Origin of the sequence: Micromonospora sp. CA-269861, from assembly GCF_050948505.1 — a bacterium.
Lineage (GTDB): Bacteria > Actinomycetota > Actinomycetes > Mycobacteriales > Micromonosporaceae > Micromonospora.
The window spans coordinates 4,949,842-4,964,305 of sequence record NZ_CP192014.1; the positions used below are offsets into that span (position 1 = coordinate 4,949,842).

Here is a 14,464-nt window from a genome sequence, read left to right on the forward strand (position 1 = left end):
GATGATCCTCAGAGGTCAGGGGCGACGGGTCGGCACGCAACAGACGGTGGGGCAGGTGTCCCACATGGGCAGCTCGCCCAGGCGGCGGCGCAGCTGCGCGCCGTCCGGGTCGGTCCGCTCGGTGACCAGCTCACGCACCATGGTCACGAAGCGCGGGTCGGTGCCCGGCGTGGCGGCCCGGGCGAATTCCAGGCCGAGCTGCTTCGCCGTCTCCAGCGCTTCGGTGTCCAGGTCCCACACGACCTCCAGGTGGTCGGAGACGAACCCGATCGGGCTGACCACCACGCCCGTGGTGTCGCCCTGCGCGAGAGTGGCCAGGTGGTCGTTGATGTCCGGTTCCAGCCACGGCATCTGCGGCGGCCCGGAACGGCTCTGCCAGACCAGGTCGTACGCCAGGTCGGGTGCAGCGGCCGCGGCGACGAGCCGGGCGGTCTCGTGCAGCTGCGCCTCGTACCGGCCGCCGTGTGGGCCGGCGTTGGCCGCCATCGAGCTGGGGATGGAGTGGGCGGTGAAGACCAGCCGGGTGGTGTCCCGCTTCGCCGGGTCGAGCTGGCCCAGGGCCGCCCGGACCGCGTCGACGTGCGGTTCGACGAAGCCGGGGTGGTCCCAGAACTGGCGCAGCTTCTCAATCACCGGGGCGTCCGGGCCGACGGCGGCACGGGCGGCGGCGATGTCCTCCTGGTACTGCCGGCAGGACGAGTAACCGCCGTACGCGCTGGTGACGAAGGCCAGCGCCCGGGTGACCCCGTCGTCGCGCATCTGGGTCACGGTGTCGGCGAGCATCGGGTCCCAGTTGCGGTTGCCCCAGTAGATGGGCAGGTCGACACCGTGCGCGGCGAAGTCGGCGCGGACGGCGGCCAGCAGGTCCCGGCACTGCTCGTTGATCGGGGACACACCACCGAAGTGCTGATAATGCTCGGCGACCTCGGCCAGCCGCTCGGGCGGCACACCCCGGCCCCGGGTCACGTTCTGCAGGAACGGCATCACGTCCTCGGGCCGCTCGGGCCCGCCGAAGGACACCAGCACCACCGCGTCGTACGACATGAGGTCATTCTCGCCCCTCGGCCGGGACGTCCCGGCGACGCCCCCTGGTCCGGACGCGTAGATCACGCGGACGGTGGCCAGGGAGCGTCGCGGTGCGGCGTCAGGAACCGATGGCGTGGTAGCCGCCGTCGACGTGGACGATCTCGCCGGTGGTGGCCGGGAACCAGTCGGAGAGCAGCGCCAGGCAGGCCCGCGCGGCCGGCTCCTGGTCGGTGAGGCTCCAGCCCAGCGGCGCACGCTCGGCCCAGGCCTCCTCGAACTGGTCGAAGCCGGGGATCGACTTCGCGGCGATGGTGCGCAGCGGCCCGGCGGCCACCAGGTTGCTGCGGATGCCCTGCTTGCCCAGGTGCAGCGCCAGGTAGCGGGACGCGGACTCCAGGCCGGCCTTCGCCACGCCCATCCAGTCGTAGACCGGCCACGCCTTCGTCGCGTCGAAGGTCAGGCCCACCACCGCGCCGCCGGGCGACATCAGCGGCAGCGCCGCCATGGCCAGCGACTTGTACGAGAAGGTGGAGACGTGCAGGGCGGTCGCCACGTCCTCCCAGGGCGCGTCGAGGAAGCCGCCGCCGAGGCAGCTCTGCGGGGCGAAGCCGATCGAGTGCACGACACCGTCGAGGCCGTCGACGTGCTCGCGTACCCGGTCGGCGAGACCGGCGAGGTGCTCGTTGTTGGTGACGTCCACCTCGATGACCGGCGCGGGCTCGGGCAGCCGCTTGGCGATCCGCTCGACCAGGGAGAGCCGACCGTAGCCGGTGAGCACGACCTGCGCGCCGTTCTCCTGAGCGAGCTTCGCCACCGAGAAGGCGATCGAGGCGTCGGTGATGACACCGGTGACGAGCAGCCGCTTACCGGCGAGCAGTCCGGACATCGCAGATTTCCTCCGTAGTCAAAAGGGTTAGTGGCCCATGCCGAGGCCGCCGTCGACCGGGATGACGGCGCCGGAGACGTACCCGGCGCTGTCGGACGCCAGCCAGGTGACCACAGCGGCGACCTCGTCCGGGCTGGCCATCCGGCCGGCCGGGATGGACTTGAGGATCTCCGCCTTGCGGTCGCCGGTGAGGCCGGCGGTCATGTCCGTGTCGATGAAGCCCGGCGCCACCACGTTCGCGGTGATGTTGCGGCTGCCCAGCTCCCTGGTGATCGAGCGGGCGACGCCGACGAGGCCGGCCTTGCTGGCGGCGTAGTTGACCTGCCCGGCTCCGCCGGCGAGGCCGACCACCGAGGAGATGAAGATCATGCGGCCCCACTTGGCGCGGAGCATCTTGCCGGAGGCCCGCTTCGCGACCCGGAACGCGCCGGTGAGGTTGGTGTCCACCACGTCGGTGAACTGCTCCTCGGTCATGCGCAGCAGCAGCGTGTCGGCGGTCATACCGGCGTTGGCGACAACCACCTCTACCGGCCCCAGCTCGGCCTCGACGGCGGTGAACGCGGCGTCGATCGAGGCGGCGTCGGTGACGTCGGCGCGGACGCCGAACAGCCCGTCGGGCGCCTCGCCGCTGCGGTGGGTGACCGCCACCCGGTCGCCCTGCTTGGCGAAGGCCTGCGCGATGGCCAGGCCGATCCCCCGGTTGCCCCCGGTCACCAGCACGGTGCGAGCCACTGTTCCCCCTTGCGAATGGTCAGCACGGACGCGTCGGAGCCTAGGCGTTACCGGCAGGTAAGCGCTAACGGGAGTCGCGTCACACTGGGGTACGACACCGGGATCAACCCCTGGTGGCACGCCTCGTGACGGGGTCGGCCCGTAGCCTCCGGGTGGTGAACCGGCAACCGATCGCCGCGCCCCTGCGGGCCCTGCGACAGACCCTGCTGGGCCCGGACGCCCCGGTCGAACGGCCGCTGCTGGCCCGGTGGCCGGGGCCGGCCCGCTACGCCGCCCCGGTCGGTCTGCTCGCCGCCCTCGGCCTCTTCCTGATCACGCTGACCGTGGAGACCGAGTGGGGCCTGCCGCTACCGGTCGCGATGCTGTTCGCGGCGATGACCGTGGCACCGCTGCTGGCACTGCCCCGGCGGCCGCTGCTGGCTTGGCGGCTGACGGTGGTGGCCCTGCTGACCTGCACGTTCAACGCCCCAGCCGACCAGCCCTGGCCGTGGACCCCGACGCTGGCGCTCGGGTCGATCGCGGTGCTGGCGGTGGTCGTCGCGCGGGTCGACCGGCCGGTGCTGGCCTGGGTGGTGACGATCAGCACGGTGCCGGTGCTCACCCTGGTCCACCCCAACAACCAGGTCCCGGTCCTGCTGCTGCTCGGCGCGCTGGCGATCGTCGGCGACCTGATCCGACGCAACCGGCTGTCCCGGCGTGCGCTGGCCGCCCAGACCGAGCTGAGCGAACGCGAGCAGGAACGCCGCGCGGTGCTGGAGGAACGCACCCGGATCGCCCGCGAGCTGCACGACGTGGTGGCCCACCACATGTCGCTGATCGCGGTGCAGGCGGAGACCGCCCCGTACCGGCTGACGGACGTGCCGGCCCCGGCGGCCGCGGAGTTCGTGGCCATCGCCGCGTCGGCCCGCGACGCGCTGACCGACATGCGGCGGCTGCTGGGGTGCTGCGCAGCGAGAACAGCGGGCCGCAGACCGCGCCGCAGCCGGACCTGACCGACCTGGGCGCGATGGTGGACGCGGCACGTCGGGCCGGGTTGCCGGTGACCCTGGACGCCGATCCGGTGGACGACGACCAGGTGCCCGCGCCGGTCGGGCTGGCCGCGTACCGCATCGTGCAGGAATGCCTGGCCAACGCGGCCCGCCACGCGGCCGGCGCCGCTGTGCGGGTCACCGTCCGCGCCGGTCCGTCCGGTCTGCGGGTACGCGTCCAGAACGCGCCACCCGCCGAGGCGGGCTCCCGGCCGGGCGAGGCCGGCTCCGGGCACGGGCTGACCGGCATGCGGGAGCGGGCCACCTCGCTGGGCGGTACGTTCACCGCCGGGCCGCTGCCCGACGGGGGTTACGCGGTGGCTGCCGAGTTGCCGTACGACGCGGAGGGTGGGGACCGATGATCCGGGTGCTGATCGCCGACGACCAGGCGATGGTCCGGCAGGGTTTCGGGGCGCTGCTCGCCGCCCAACCGGATCTGCTGGTGGTGGGGGACGCCGCCGACGGGGCGCAGGCCGTGACCGCCGCCCGCCACCTCGACCCGGACGTGGTGCTGATGGACGTGCGGATGCCGGTCATGGACGGGCTGGAGGCCACCCGCAAGCTGCTCGGTAACCGGTCGGCACAGCGACCCCGGGTGCTCATCCTCACCACCTTCGACCTGGACGACTACGTGTACGAGGCGCTGCGCGCCGGGGCCAGCGGGTTCCTGCTCAAGGACGCCCCGGCGGCCGACCTGGTGCAGGCGGTACGGGTGGTGGCGGCCGGGGACGCGCTGCTCGCCCCGGCGGTCACCCGCCGGCTGATCGCCGAGTTCGCGGCCCGTCCGGACCGCCGCCGCCCGCGCCCCACCGACCTGGCCGGGCTCACCCCGCGCGAGACCGAGGTGCTGCGGTTGATCGCCCGGGGCCGCAACAACGCGGAGATCGCGGGCGACCTGGTGGTGGCCGAGCAGACAGTGAAGACGCACGTCGGGCGGATCCTGGCCAAGCTGGGTCTGCGCGACCGGGCCCAGGCCGTGGTGCTGGCGTACGAGACGGGTCTGGTGGCAGCCGGCGAGTAGCCCCGTGGAGCCAGCACGGGAACGGCTCTGCGGGACGACGACCGGGCCGCAGCCACCCGCGCACTCTCCCTCTGGACGACATTCCGGAGGGAGAACGTGATGCGACGACGAGGTGCCAGCCGGGTGGCGGTGGCCGCGCTGCTCGGCGTGAACCTGGTCCTGCCGACCCGACCCGAGCCGGCCACGGCGGCGGGGTTCGTCGAGGCGTACCCCGTGATGGCGGCGGCGATGCGTGCGGCCGGCCCCCCGTACGCGGACTGGGCGGCCGACGGACGCCGGTTCCTGCTGTTCGACGAGCGCGGTGACGGCCGCGCGGTGGAGGTGCTCGGCGACCTCGCCGACGCGGACCGGATCGTCGTGCTGGTGCCGGGGGTCGGCAGCACGCTCGCCGACTTCGACAGGGGTTGGGCGGGGTGGCCCGGCGGGCGCCGGCGGTGCAGGCCGGGCAGCTCTTCCGGGAGTTGCGGGCGACCGACCCGGCGGCGCGGGTCGCGGTGCTGGCCTGGCTCGGCTACGACCCGCCCGACGGGGTGTTGACGGCCGCAGGTGGCGTCAGCGCCCGGCGCGGCGCGGCCGGGCTGGCCATGCTGCTGCGGGACCTGGCCGGGCGGCGTCCGGCGGCGACGATCACGCTGGTCGGGCACAGCTACGGGGCGCTCGTGGTGTCGCTGGCAGCGGCGGACGGCCCGCCCCAGGTCACCGACGTGGTCAGCCTCGGCGGCGTCGGCGCCGGGGTGCAGCGCGCCGACGACCTGCCCGGTGGGCGGCGGTTCTGGGCGGCCGAGGCGCCGACCGACTGGATCCGTCGGGTACCGCCGGTGCGGCTGCCCGGCCTGGGCTTCGGCCGTCGACCGGGCGACCCGGCGTTCGGCGCCCGACCGCTGCCGGTGGGTGGGGTGGCGGGGCACGACGGCTACCTCGCTCCGGGCAGCGCCGCGCTGGTCGCGGTGGCGGCGGTCGTGCTGGGCGACGTCGACGCCGACCCGATCGGGGATGCCCGGTGAGCCGGGATCGTGCCGTCGACGCGCTGCGGGCGTACGCCATCGGCGGGGTGGTGCTGGGGCACTGGCTGGTCACCGGGTTGGTGCTGACCGGCGACGGCGCGCTGCGCCAGGCCAGTCCGCTGACCGCCCTGCCCGACCTGGCCCCGGTGACCTGGGTGTTGCAGACGCTCGGGTTGTTCTTCTTCACCGCCGGGTTCGGCTCGACCCGGTCGCTGGCCCGTTACCCGGGCGACGCGGGCGGTTGGCTGGCCGGTCGGCTGCGTCGGCTGCTGCTGCCCACTGTCGCGCTGCTCGGGGTGGGCGCCGCCGTGCTGCTCGCCGCCACAGTCGTCGGCACCTCGGACGACACGCTCGCCGTCGCGCTGCGGCTCGCGGTCAGCCCGTTGTGGTTCCTGCTACCGCTGGTGATCCTGGTCGCGGTGACCGGCCCGCTGCGCGCCGCCGTACGCCGGTGGGGGGTGACGCGTTGCGTGACGCCGGCGGTGGCCGTGGTCGCCGCGGTCGACCTGGCCACCAGGCTGCTGCCGGCCGACACCTACCTGCCCCCGGTCACCGTGCTGGCGGCCTGGTCGGTGCCGTACCTGCTGGGCGTGGCACACGCCGACGGCCGGCTGGACGGCCGGCGGGCCGGAGGCACCCTGGCGGCCGGTGGGGCGGTCGCGCTGGCGGCGCTGCTGGCGCTGGGCTACCCGGTGAGCGCGGTGGGCGTGCCCGGCGACGGGGTGTCCAACCTGAACCCGCCGTCGCTGCTCGTCGTGGCGCTGGCGGTCGCCCAGGTCGGGCTGGGGCTGCTCGCGCGGCCGGCGCTGGAACGGCTGCTGACCCGGCCGCTGCCGGGCCGAGCGGTGACCGAGGTGAACCGCTCCGCGGTCCGGATCTACCTGTGGCACCAGCCGGTACTGGTGGCGGTGACAGCCCTCACCGCCCGCGGCGGGCTGGCCCTGCCCGGTCTGCACACCGTCCCGGACGACGCCGGCTGGGTGCTGGCCCGCTGCTGCTGGCTGCCGCTGCTCGCGGCGGCGCTGGTCACGGTCGTGCGGGTCGGCCAGCCGAGGTCGCTCCCGCGCCGGGGCGTACGGGCTGGTGGTGAACGGGGTCACCAACCGGGCGGTGGAGGGGTCGCCGGCCGGTCGGCCGAGTGCGTTCTGTCGGCACCGCAGGTGTACGATCATCGACGTTCCGGCCGGCCCGACTTGCAGGAGGTGATCGCTGTGCGAGATAGCGATCCTCCCAGTCGTGGCCGGGCCGATGGTCAGACCCGCTGAGCCACGACTCAGTCTGGTGAGCTGACCCCGCTCCGCTCCCCACCGCTTCGGCACCTGCCGGGGTGAGTGTGCCGCGCCGCCCGATCCCGGGCGGTCGCCGGGAGCCGCCCGGTCACGACTTCGTGTGCGCGTCCCCACCCCCTGCGGTCCGCCCCCGCACGCGGACCGTCCAGCCGCCACCCGGAGCCGTCATGAGCCGCTACGTCGCCCCGCTGGGCTTCACCCTCGCCGCCGTCTGGGTGGCCATCGTCTTCGTGCTCGCCGGCGGCGGTCACTGACCGCCGCCGGCACCCGGGTCACAGCATCCGGGACGACCAGAGCAGACTGAACGCGCCCGCGCAGAGCGCCAGCAGCAACGCCACCCCGGCGTACCACTGGGTCACCTCGCGCGGCTCGGTGCGGAACCCGATCGAGCTGCCCATGTCCTGGTAGACCTGCTTCAGCTCGCTCACCGAGGCCGCCTCGTAGAAGTAACCCTCGGTGGTCTCGGCAAGCTCGGCGAGGGCCATCCGGTCCACCGGCACCCGCTGCAACTGTCCACCGATGTCGACCTGACCGGTGTCGGTGCCGAAGGCGATGGTGGAGACCGGAACGTTGGCGGCCTGCGCGGCAGCCGCCGCCTCCTCCACCGCTCGACCTGAGGTCCGGAAACCGTCGGAGAGCAGCACGATCCGGGCCGGCGGAATACCCGCCGCGCCATCGGCCGGCACCGACCGGATCGCCTCCAGGCAGGTGAACACCGCCTCGCCGGTCGCTGTCGCCTCGGCCAGCACCAGGCCGTCGATGGCGCTGGTCACCGCGTCCCGGTCCTTGCCCGGGGGCACCAGCACGTTCGCCGCCTTGGCGAACGACACGAGGCCCAGGTTGTAGCTCTTCGGCAGCTCACTGACGAACTGCTTGGCCGCCTCCTGGGCCGCCTCCAGCCGGTTCGGCGCCACGTCGTCGGCCTGCATCGACAACGACACGTCGATGGCGAGCATCACGGTGGCCCGCTCCAGCGGCTCCTTGGTGTCCACCGCGGGACGCGCCAGCGCGGTGGCCAGCACCAGCAGGCAGAGCAGGAACGCGGTCGCCGGGACGTGCCGACGCCAGCCCAGGCCCTTCGGCGCCACCGTACGCAGCAGGTCCACGTTGGTGAACCGCATCGCGTACGCCCGGCGGTGCAGCTGCCGCCAGACGTAGAACGCGGCGAGGGCGAACACCGGCAGCACAGCCAGCAGCCACCACGGTTGCAGAAAACGGATCATCGTGTCGTCCCCCGGGTACGCGCGTGCCGCTGCGCGGCCACGAATCGCACCATGTCCAGCAGCCAGTCTCGGTCGGTACGCAGACGCAGGTGGGCCGCGCCGGCGCCGCGCAGGGCGGCGGCGATCGTGGCCCGTTGGGCGGCGGCGGCATCGGCGTAGCGCTGCCGCAGCCGTGGGTCGGCGGTCTGCACCTCGTGCAGCTCGCCGCTCTCCGGGTCGACCACCGGCAACACGCCCACGTCGGGCAGCTCCAGCTCGCGCGGGTCGACCACCTCGATCGCCAGCACGTCGTGGCGGACGCGCAGCTTGCGCATCGGCCGCGCCCACTGCTCGGCCGGCGCGAGGAAGTCCGACACCACCACCGCCACCCCGCGACGGCGGGGCGGACGGTTGAGCATCTCGATCAGGGCGCCCAGGTCACCACGGCCGGGCTGGATGGCGGTGCCGGCGACGGCACGCAGCAGACCCTGCGCCTCCTTGCGGCCGGAGCGCGCCGGCAGCCGGGTGAGCACCCCGGGCCCGGCCGGCGGTGGTCCGCCGCGCCAGCGTCGGGCCGGCGCGGACACCCCACCGCCGGTGCCGATCACGGCGCCGATCCGGTTACCCCCGCGCACGGTCAGGTGGGTGATGGCGGCCGCGGCGGCCACCACCACCTCCCGCTTGAGCCACTGCCCCGTACCGAAGTCCAGGCTGGCGGAGAGGTCCAGCGCGAGCCACGTCTCCAGTTCCCGGTCGGCGACCGTACGCCGCACGTGCGGTGTGGTGGTCCGTGCCGTGACCGGCCAGTCCATCCGGCGCACGTCGTCGCCGGCGCGGTACTCCCGGGACTCCCCCGCCTCACTGCCCGGTCCGGGCAGCAGGCCGGCGTAGTCGCCCTGGAGCAGACCGTCGAGCTTGCGGGTGACGAGCAGCTGCAACCGGGACAGCACGGCCTCGCTGCGGTCGGCGAGGGGGGCGGGACGAGGGGTGGGTGAGGTCACGGCCGCTGCCCGGGCCAGCCAGCGCCGGGCGGCGGCGCGATCGACGGCGGGGTGGCCTGCTGGCGGGGAGCGACCGCCGGGAGCGGGATCGTCGACATCACCCGCTGCACGATGTGGTCGGCGGGCACGTCGTCGGCGAGCGCGTCGTAGCTGAGCACCAACCGGTGCCGCAGGATGTCCGGTGCGATGTCCTGCACGTCCTGCGGCAGCGCGTAGTCCCGCCCGCGCAGCAGCGCCAGGGCGCGGGTCGCCCGGACCAGGCCCAGCGAGGCGCGCGGGCTGGCCCCGTACTGGATCAGTTGCGCGACGTCGGGCATGCCGTGCTCGGCCGGGGCGCGGGTGGCCAGCACCAACCGCACCGCGTAGTCGACAAGGGCGTTGTGGACGAAGACCTGGTCCGCCTTGCGTTGCAGGGCGATCAGCTCCGGGGTGTCGAACACCGCTGTCGGCTCGGGCGGGGCCACGCCCATCCGGTAGACGATCTCCCGTTCCTCCGCGTCGGTCGGGTAGCCCACCACGATCTTCATGAGGAACCGGTCCCGCTGCGCCTCCGGCAGCGGGTAGACGCCCTCCTGCTCGATCGGGTTCTGGGTGGCCATCACCAGGAACGGGTCCGGCACCCGGTGGCTCTCCCCACCGATGGACACCTGCCGCTCGCTCATGACCTCCAGCAGCGCGGACTGCACCTTCGCCGGCGCCCGGTTGATCTCGTCGGCGAGCAGGAAGTTGACGAAGACCGGGCCCAGCTCGACGTCGAACTTCTCGCTCGACTGCCGGTAGATCCGGGTGCCCATGATGTCGGCGGGCACCAGGTCCGGGGTGAACTGCACCCGGGCGAAGGACCCGCCGACGACCTTGGCGAGGGTCTCCACCGCCAGGGTCTTGGCCACCCCGGGCACACCTTCGAGCAGGCAGTGACCGCGGGCGAGCAGCGCGACGAACATCCGCTCCACCATTCGGTCCTGCCCGACGATCACACGTTTGATCTCGAACAGGCCCTTCTCCAGCAGGGTGGCGTCCTGTGCGGGTGTGGTCACCGGCGCAGGTGCCGCTCCGTTCGGCGTCGGGGCGTCGGGCATGGTCGGCTGGGCCACCGGTCCTCCACAGCGTTTGTCGGTCGTCGCGGTTCGTGCGGTATCAAGACTCGCACGCCTTGCTGAGTGTCGAGGTGGGGAGAAGCCGATTTTGGCCGCGCCGTCCCCAGCAGCCGAATCGCGCATCGCGGGTGTGCGAAGACCGGCCCGCCGCGTGTACGATTCACCCCGTCGCCGGGCGGCTCCCCCCGTGGTCGCCCGGCGCTCAAGCTCTCCGTCCCGCCGCCCTAGACTGGCCGGGATGAGCATCCCCTCCCCCGCCGACGAGGCCCTGGTCTGTTCGGCCCGGGGCTGCCGGTCCGCCGCCGTCTGGGTGCTGGAGTGGAACAATCCCCGTCTGCACGACGCCGATCGGCGCAAGACCTGGCTGGCCTGCGCCGAGCACCGGGGCAGCCTCGGTGACTTCCTGGATGCACGAGGCTTCCTGCGTGCCGTCACTCCGGTGCCCGGATCGCCTACGCTCGACCTGTGAGCGGCGACCCTCCGGCTTCCCCCGGCCCCACCTCCCCGTCCTGGCCGCCCACCCCGGCCACCGCCCCACCCGGCGTCGAGCCGCCGCCCGGCGCGTTCCCGGCGCCCGGCACGCTCGGCCCGGAGCCCGCCGCACCGGATGTCCCGACGCCCGCCCCGCTGCCACCGGGCGCGTTGCCGCCCGGGCACCGGCCGACGCCCGCCGCTGACCAGCGCGCACCCGACCTGCCGGCCCCCGGCCTCCTGCCGCCCGACCCCGGCCCTGGCGCGTCCGACCCTGGCGCCCTGCTGACGGCCGCGCCGGGTGGCCGGGGTCCGCTGGAGCCCTGGCCGGACACGGTCAACTGGCAGCCGATCTCCACCGACCTGATCTGGGTTGAGCTGATCCGGCTGGCGATCGTGGTCGCCATCGGGCTGGCGGTGACGGCCGTCGGCTGGGCGTTCAGCGGCCACTGGCTGTTCGGGCTCGCCGTCGCCCTCGTGCTGCTGCTGGGCGCGTGGCGGGCTGTCGCGATCGTCCGCGCGGTCCGGGCCTGGGGGTACGCCGAGCGGGAGAACGACCTGCTCGTCCGGCACGGGCTGCTGGTCCGCCGGCTCTCCATCGTGCCGTACTCGCGGATGCAGTTCGTCGACGTGAGCGCCGGGCCGTTGGAACGCGCCTTCGATCTGGCCACCGTGCAGTTGCACACCGCCGCGGCGGCGAGCGACGCCCGGGTGCCCGGGCTGCGCCCGGCGGAGGCGTCCCGGCTACGCGATCGACTCACCGCGCTCGGCGAGGACCGGGCGGAGGGGCTGTGAGCACCCGCGCGGCCAACCGCCGACCGCGTCGAGGGCCGCTCCGATGAGCGACGGACCCGCCGAGCCGAGCACCGTGCCACCCACCGGCCCGACGCCCCCGAGGCCGGTGCTGCCCGTCGGCGCGGCACCTGCCGGGCCGCTGCCGACCGGCGCGGCACCTGATGGCGTGGCGCCGTCCGGGCCGGTGCCGGCGGGGGTGCCCGCGCCGTGGCCAGCACCACCGGGCGGCGATCAGGGCGAGCCGCGGCAGCGACTGCATCCGCTCAGCCCGGTCCTGCACGGCGCGAAGTCACTGGTCGTGGTGATCGCCGGGCTGTCCTGGTCGACGCTGTCCCGGGTGGGCTTCGGCTGGTTCGCCGCCATGGTGGCGGTGCTGGCGCTCGGCGCGACAGTGCTCTCGGTGGTCAGCTGGTACAACACCGGCTACCACGTCGTGGGCCGCGAGCTTCGGGTGTACGAAGGGCTGCTCTGGCGGCGTACCCGGGCCATCCCGCTGGAACGGTTGCAGGCCGTGGAGGTGGTCCGGCCGCTGCTCGCCCAGCTCACCGGCCTGGCCGAGCTGCGCCTGGAGGTGGTCGGCGGAGGCAAGACCGAGGCGCCGTTGGCGTACCTCGGGGTGGCCGACGCGGCGGTGCTGCGCGAGCGTCTGCTGGCGCTGGCCGGGCGGGTGGCGCAGCGGCCCGCGCCCGGTGACGCGGCGGCCCCGGTGGCGCCGGGTGCGACGGCGCCGCCGGCGGTGGTGCCGGGCCGGCCACTGCACGCGGTACGCAACCAGAACCTCCTGGTCAGCCAACTGCTCACGCCGCAGGCGTTCCTGCTCCCGTTCGGTGTGGCCTTCGTCGTGGTGCAGTTCCTCACCGCCGGGTCGTGGTCGTTCGTCGCGGTGGCGAGCACACTGACCGCGATGGCGGGTGTGCTGCTGCAACCGATCCGCCGGGTCCTCGACGACTGGAACTTCCGACTGGCCCGCGACGGCGGCACGCTGCGGGTGCACAACGGTCTGCTGGAGACGCGGGCGCAGACCGTGCCGCTGGAGCGCGTGCAGACCGTGCGGGCCACCTGGCCGTTGCTGTGGCGCGCCAAGGGCTGGCTGCGGCTACGGCTGGAGGTGGCCGGTTACTCCGTCGCGGAGGCCGACGACCGCAACCGGCCCGACCGGCTGCTGCCGGTCGGCGACCTGCCGACGGCGACGATGATCGTCGCCGAGGTGCTTCCCGGGGTACGCCTCGACGCGCTCACACTCAGCCCACCACCGCGCCGGACCCGTTGGCTGCACCCGCTGGGTCGTTCCGCGTTCGGCGCGGGGCTGTTCGAGCGGGTGTTCGCCACCCGGTCCGGGCGGCTCACCCGGCAGTTGGTGATCGTGCCGTACGCCCGGATCCAGAGCGTGCGGGTGGTCCAGGGGCCCATCCAGCGCCGTCTCGGGTTGGCCTCGGTACACGCGGACACCGCGGGCGGCTCCGGGGCCATCGCCCAGGACCGCGACCTGGCCGAGGCCTGGGCCCTGGCAGACGAGCTAATCACCAGAGCTCACAAAGCCCGCACCCAACCCTGACCCCACCCCCACCCCGCGCCCCTCCCCCGCCCCCCTCCTCGTTGATCATGAAGTTATTGCCCTCCCGCACGGCGTGTCGGGGCAATAACTTCATGATCACCGGGCTGAGACCGGCCGGGGGTGGGTGGGGTGGGGTGGGGCCGGGGTGGGTGGGTGGGTGGGGTTAGTGGTCGGCGGGGACTGTTGGGTGGGTGGTCGTGTCCGGCTCGCGTGGTGTTGGGGGCTCGGGCTGGCCGGGCGGGGGTGCGACGGGGTCGGCGGCCTGGTTCTCGGGCCGTTCGGCCGCTGCCTTCGGGTGGCGGACGCGCCACGCCGCCCAACCGCGTTCCGCCAGACCGACCGCCAGGAAGGTCAGCCCCACGTACGCCCAGCCGACCAGCACGTCGATCACGTAGTGCTCACCCGAGTAGACCAGGGTGAACGTCATCGCCAGCGGGTACGCGAGCAGCAGCGGCCACCAGCGACGACGCGTGGCGGTCAGGAAGAACAGCACCACGAACAACGCCCACGCGGTGTGCAGCGACGGCATCGCCGCGACCGGGTTGGAGGCGATCTGGCCGGCGTTGAGGACGTTGCCGGCGCCGTGCATGCCGAACGCCTTCCAACCCCGGGTCGAGATCCGGGCGACCTCGGTGAGCAGGCCGTTCTGCGCCGCCCACCAGGGCGGGGCCGCCGGGTAGATGAAGTAGGTGACCAGGCCGGCCGCGCAGAGGAAACCCCAACGCCGCATGTACGCGGCCCAGCGGTGCCGGTCGCGCAACCAGAGCACCGCGGCGGCGGTCAGCGCCACCACGAAGTGGGAGAAGTACACCCAGCTCGCCGCGACATCCCACCAGTGCACCTGCGGGTGGTAGAGGTGCTGCTGCAACCAGACGGTGGGCACCTCACCGCCGGTGGCCCAGCCGAACATGAACCGGTCGGCGACGATCAGCTCCATCGCGTGCGGCGTGGCCCCGTTGTCGGCGAACCCCCGCGAGAGGTTGTACACCACGAAGAGCAGCACCACCGGCACCCAGTCCCGGGCGAAGCGCAGGTGGCTGCGCCAGGGCCGTTCGCTGTTCCAGGCGATGGTCGCGAGCCAGATCCAGACGAAGGCGTACGCCGGGTCGGTGGGCAGCCCGATGGCCAGCCACGCGGCGACGAAGGCGACCGCCCAGACGGTCATGGCGACGACGCGCCGCCGACCCCCGTCCGGGGACGCGGGCGGGTCGGTCCGGGCGGGGGGCTGGGGGTCAGTCACGACGGCCATCGGGGTCAAGGTTAACGACGGGTACGGCATCGACCGACGGGGACCACCCGTTGGGCGTTGGAGGTGGGCGCGCCCGGATCACCGGGCGCGTGCTCAACGCGTCCGGCG

The 14,464-nt window shown here is 73.9% G+C and carries 17 protein-coding genes; 10 read left to right on the plus strand and 7 right to left on the minus strand.

Going from position 1 to position 14,464, the window contains the following annotated elements:
• Positions 1-15: 15 nt before the first annotated feature.
• The 3 genes from ACQP0U_RS22525 to fabG all read right to left on the minus strand — a co-directional run bounded on the left by ACQP0U_RS22525 (position 16) and on the right by fabG (position 2,644).
• Positions 16-1,044: a ferrochelatase gene (locus ACQP0U_RS22525; protein ID WP_433310387.1), complete on the minus strand. Its 1,029-nt coding sequence runs from the start codon at positions 1,042-1,044 to the stop codon at positions 16-18.
• A gap of 100 nt (positions 1,045-1,144) precedes the next feature.
• Positions 1,145-1,912, minus strand: coding sequence for an enoyl-ACP reductase FabI (gene fabI / locus ACQP0U_RS22530; protein WP_433310390.1), 768 nt, complete (start codon positions 1,910-1,912; stop codon positions 1,145-1,147).
• Positions 1,913-1,939: 27 nt separating this feature from the next.
• A complete protein-coding gene (fabG, locus tag ACQP0U_RS22535; RefSeq protein ID WP_433310393.1) occupies positions 1,940-2,644 on the minus strand; it encodes a 3-oxoacyl-ACP reductase FabG in 705 nt (234 codons plus the stop codon).
• Between the two features lie 155 nt (positions 2,645-2,799).
• Here fabG and ACQP0U_RS22540 point away from each other — a divergent pair, with 155 nt between their 5' ends.
• The 7 genes from ACQP0U_RS22540 to ACQP0U_RS22570 all read left to right on the plus strand — a co-directional run bounded on the left by ACQP0U_RS22540 (position 2,800) and on the right by ACQP0U_RS22570 (position 7,240).
• Positions 2,800-3,636 (plus strand): sensor histidine kinase, encoded by an 837-nt coding sequence (locus tag ACQP0U_RS22540; protein ID WP_433310396.1) that lies wholly within the window; start codon positions 2,800-2,802, stop codon positions 3,634-3,636.
• Complete coding sequence (locus ACQP0U_RS22545; RefSeq protein ID WP_433310398.1) at positions 3,585-4,034, plus strand: sensor histidine kinase; 450 nt, start codon at positions 3,585-3,587, stop codon at positions 4,032-4,034. The genes ACQP0U_RS22540 and ACQP0U_RS22545 overlap by 52 nt, the downstream gene beginning before the upstream one ends.
• A complete protein-coding gene (locus ACQP0U_RS22550; protein WP_433310401.1) occupies positions 4,031-4,693 on the plus strand; it encodes a response regulator in 663 nt (220 codons plus the stop codon). Before ACQP0U_RS22545 ends, ACQP0U_RS22550 begins: the two co-directional genes overlap by 4 nt.
• 99 nt (positions 4,694-4,792) lie before the next feature.
• Positions 4,793-5,230, plus strand: a complete 438-nt coding sequence (locus ACQP0U_RS22555) for an alpha/beta hydrolase (RefSeq protein WP_433310404.1) — start codon at positions 4,793-4,795, stop codon at positions 5,228-5,230.
• Positions 5,188-5,697 carry an alpha/beta hydrolase gene (locus ACQP0U_RS22560; protein WP_433321041.1) on the plus strand — a complete coding sequence of 170 codons (510 nt, stop codon included), beginning with the start codon at positions 5,188-5,190 and terminating at the stop codon, positions 5,695-5,697. The genes ACQP0U_RS22555 and ACQP0U_RS22560 overlap by 43 nt, the downstream gene beginning before the upstream one ends.
• Complete coding sequence (locus ACQP0U_RS22565; RefSeq protein ID WP_433310407.1) at positions 5,694-6,962, plus strand: acyltransferase family protein; 1,269 nt, start codon at positions 5,694-5,696, stop codon at positions 6,960-6,962. The genes ACQP0U_RS22560 and ACQP0U_RS22565 overlap by 4 nt, the downstream gene beginning before the upstream one ends.
• A gap of 62 nt (positions 6,963-7,024) precedes the next feature.
• Positions 7,025-7,240, plus strand: coding sequence for a hypothetical protein (locus ACQP0U_RS22570; RefSeq protein WP_196925116.1), 216 nt, complete (start codon positions 7,025-7,027; stop codon positions 7,238-7,240).
• An 18-nt stretch (positions 7,241-7,258) separates the two neighbouring features.
• Here ACQP0U_RS22570 and ACQP0U_RS22575 read toward each other — a convergent pair whose 3' ends face one another.
• Genes ACQP0U_RS22575 through ACQP0U_RS22585 form a run of 3 tightly spaced genes read right to left on the minus strand, consistent with a single transcriptional unit; the run spans position 7,259 to position 10,283 of the window.
• On the minus strand, positions 7,259-8,209 hold the full coding sequence (locus ACQP0U_RS22575) for a VWA domain-containing protein (RefSeq protein WP_433310409.1): 951 nt from the start codon (positions 8,207-8,209) through the stop codon (positions 7,259-7,261).
• Positions 8,206-9,207, minus strand: coding sequence for a DUF58 domain-containing protein (locus tag ACQP0U_RS22580; protein ID WP_433321044.1), 1,002 nt, complete (start codon positions 9,205-9,207; stop codon positions 8,206-8,208). Before ACQP0U_RS22580 ends, ACQP0U_RS22575 begins: the two co-directional genes overlap by 4 nt.
• On the minus strand, positions 9,186-10,283 hold the full coding sequence (locus ACQP0U_RS22585; protein WP_366341774.1) for an AAA family ATPase: 1,098 nt from the start codon (positions 10,281-10,283) through the stop codon (positions 9,186-9,188). Before ACQP0U_RS22585 ends, ACQP0U_RS22580 begins: the two co-directional genes overlap by 22 nt.
• A 241-nt stretch (positions 10,284-10,524) precedes the next feature.
• On the opposite strand from ACQP0U_RS22585, the gene ACQP0U_RS22590 reads away from it, so the two are divergent.
• The 3 genes from ACQP0U_RS22590 to ACQP0U_RS22600 all read left to right on the plus strand — a co-directional run bounded on the left by ACQP0U_RS22590 (position 10,525) and on the right by ACQP0U_RS22600 (position 13,107).
• Positions 10,525-10,755 carry a hypothetical protein gene (locus ACQP0U_RS22590; protein WP_327041420.1) on the plus strand — a complete coding sequence of 77 codons (231 nt, stop codon included), beginning with the start codon at positions 10,525-10,527 and terminating at the stop codon, positions 10,753-10,755.
• A gap of 284 nt (positions 10,756-11,039) precedes the next feature.
• Positions 11,040-11,552 (plus strand): PH domain-containing protein, encoded by a 513-nt coding sequence (locus ACQP0U_RS22595; RefSeq protein WP_433321047.1) that lies wholly within the window; start codon positions 11,040-11,042, stop codon positions 11,550-11,552.
• Positions 11,553-11,595: 43 nt separating this feature from the next.
• Positions 11,596-13,107 carry a PH domain-containing protein gene (locus ACQP0U_RS22600; protein WP_433310414.1) on the plus strand — a complete coding sequence of 504 codons (1,512 nt, stop codon included), beginning with the start codon at positions 11,596-11,598 and terminating at the stop codon, positions 13,105-13,107.
• Between the two features lie 163 nt (positions 13,108-13,270).
• Here the strand turns inward: ACQP0U_RS22600 and ACQP0U_RS22605 are convergent, their stop codons facing one another.
• Positions 13,271-14,356 carry a phosphatase PAP2 family protein gene (locus ACQP0U_RS22605; RefSeq protein WP_433310417.1) on the minus strand — a complete coding sequence of 362 codons (1,086 nt, stop codon included), beginning with the start codon at positions 14,354-14,356 and terminating at the stop codon, positions 13,271-13,273.
• Positions 14,357-14,464: the final 108 nt, after the last annotated feature.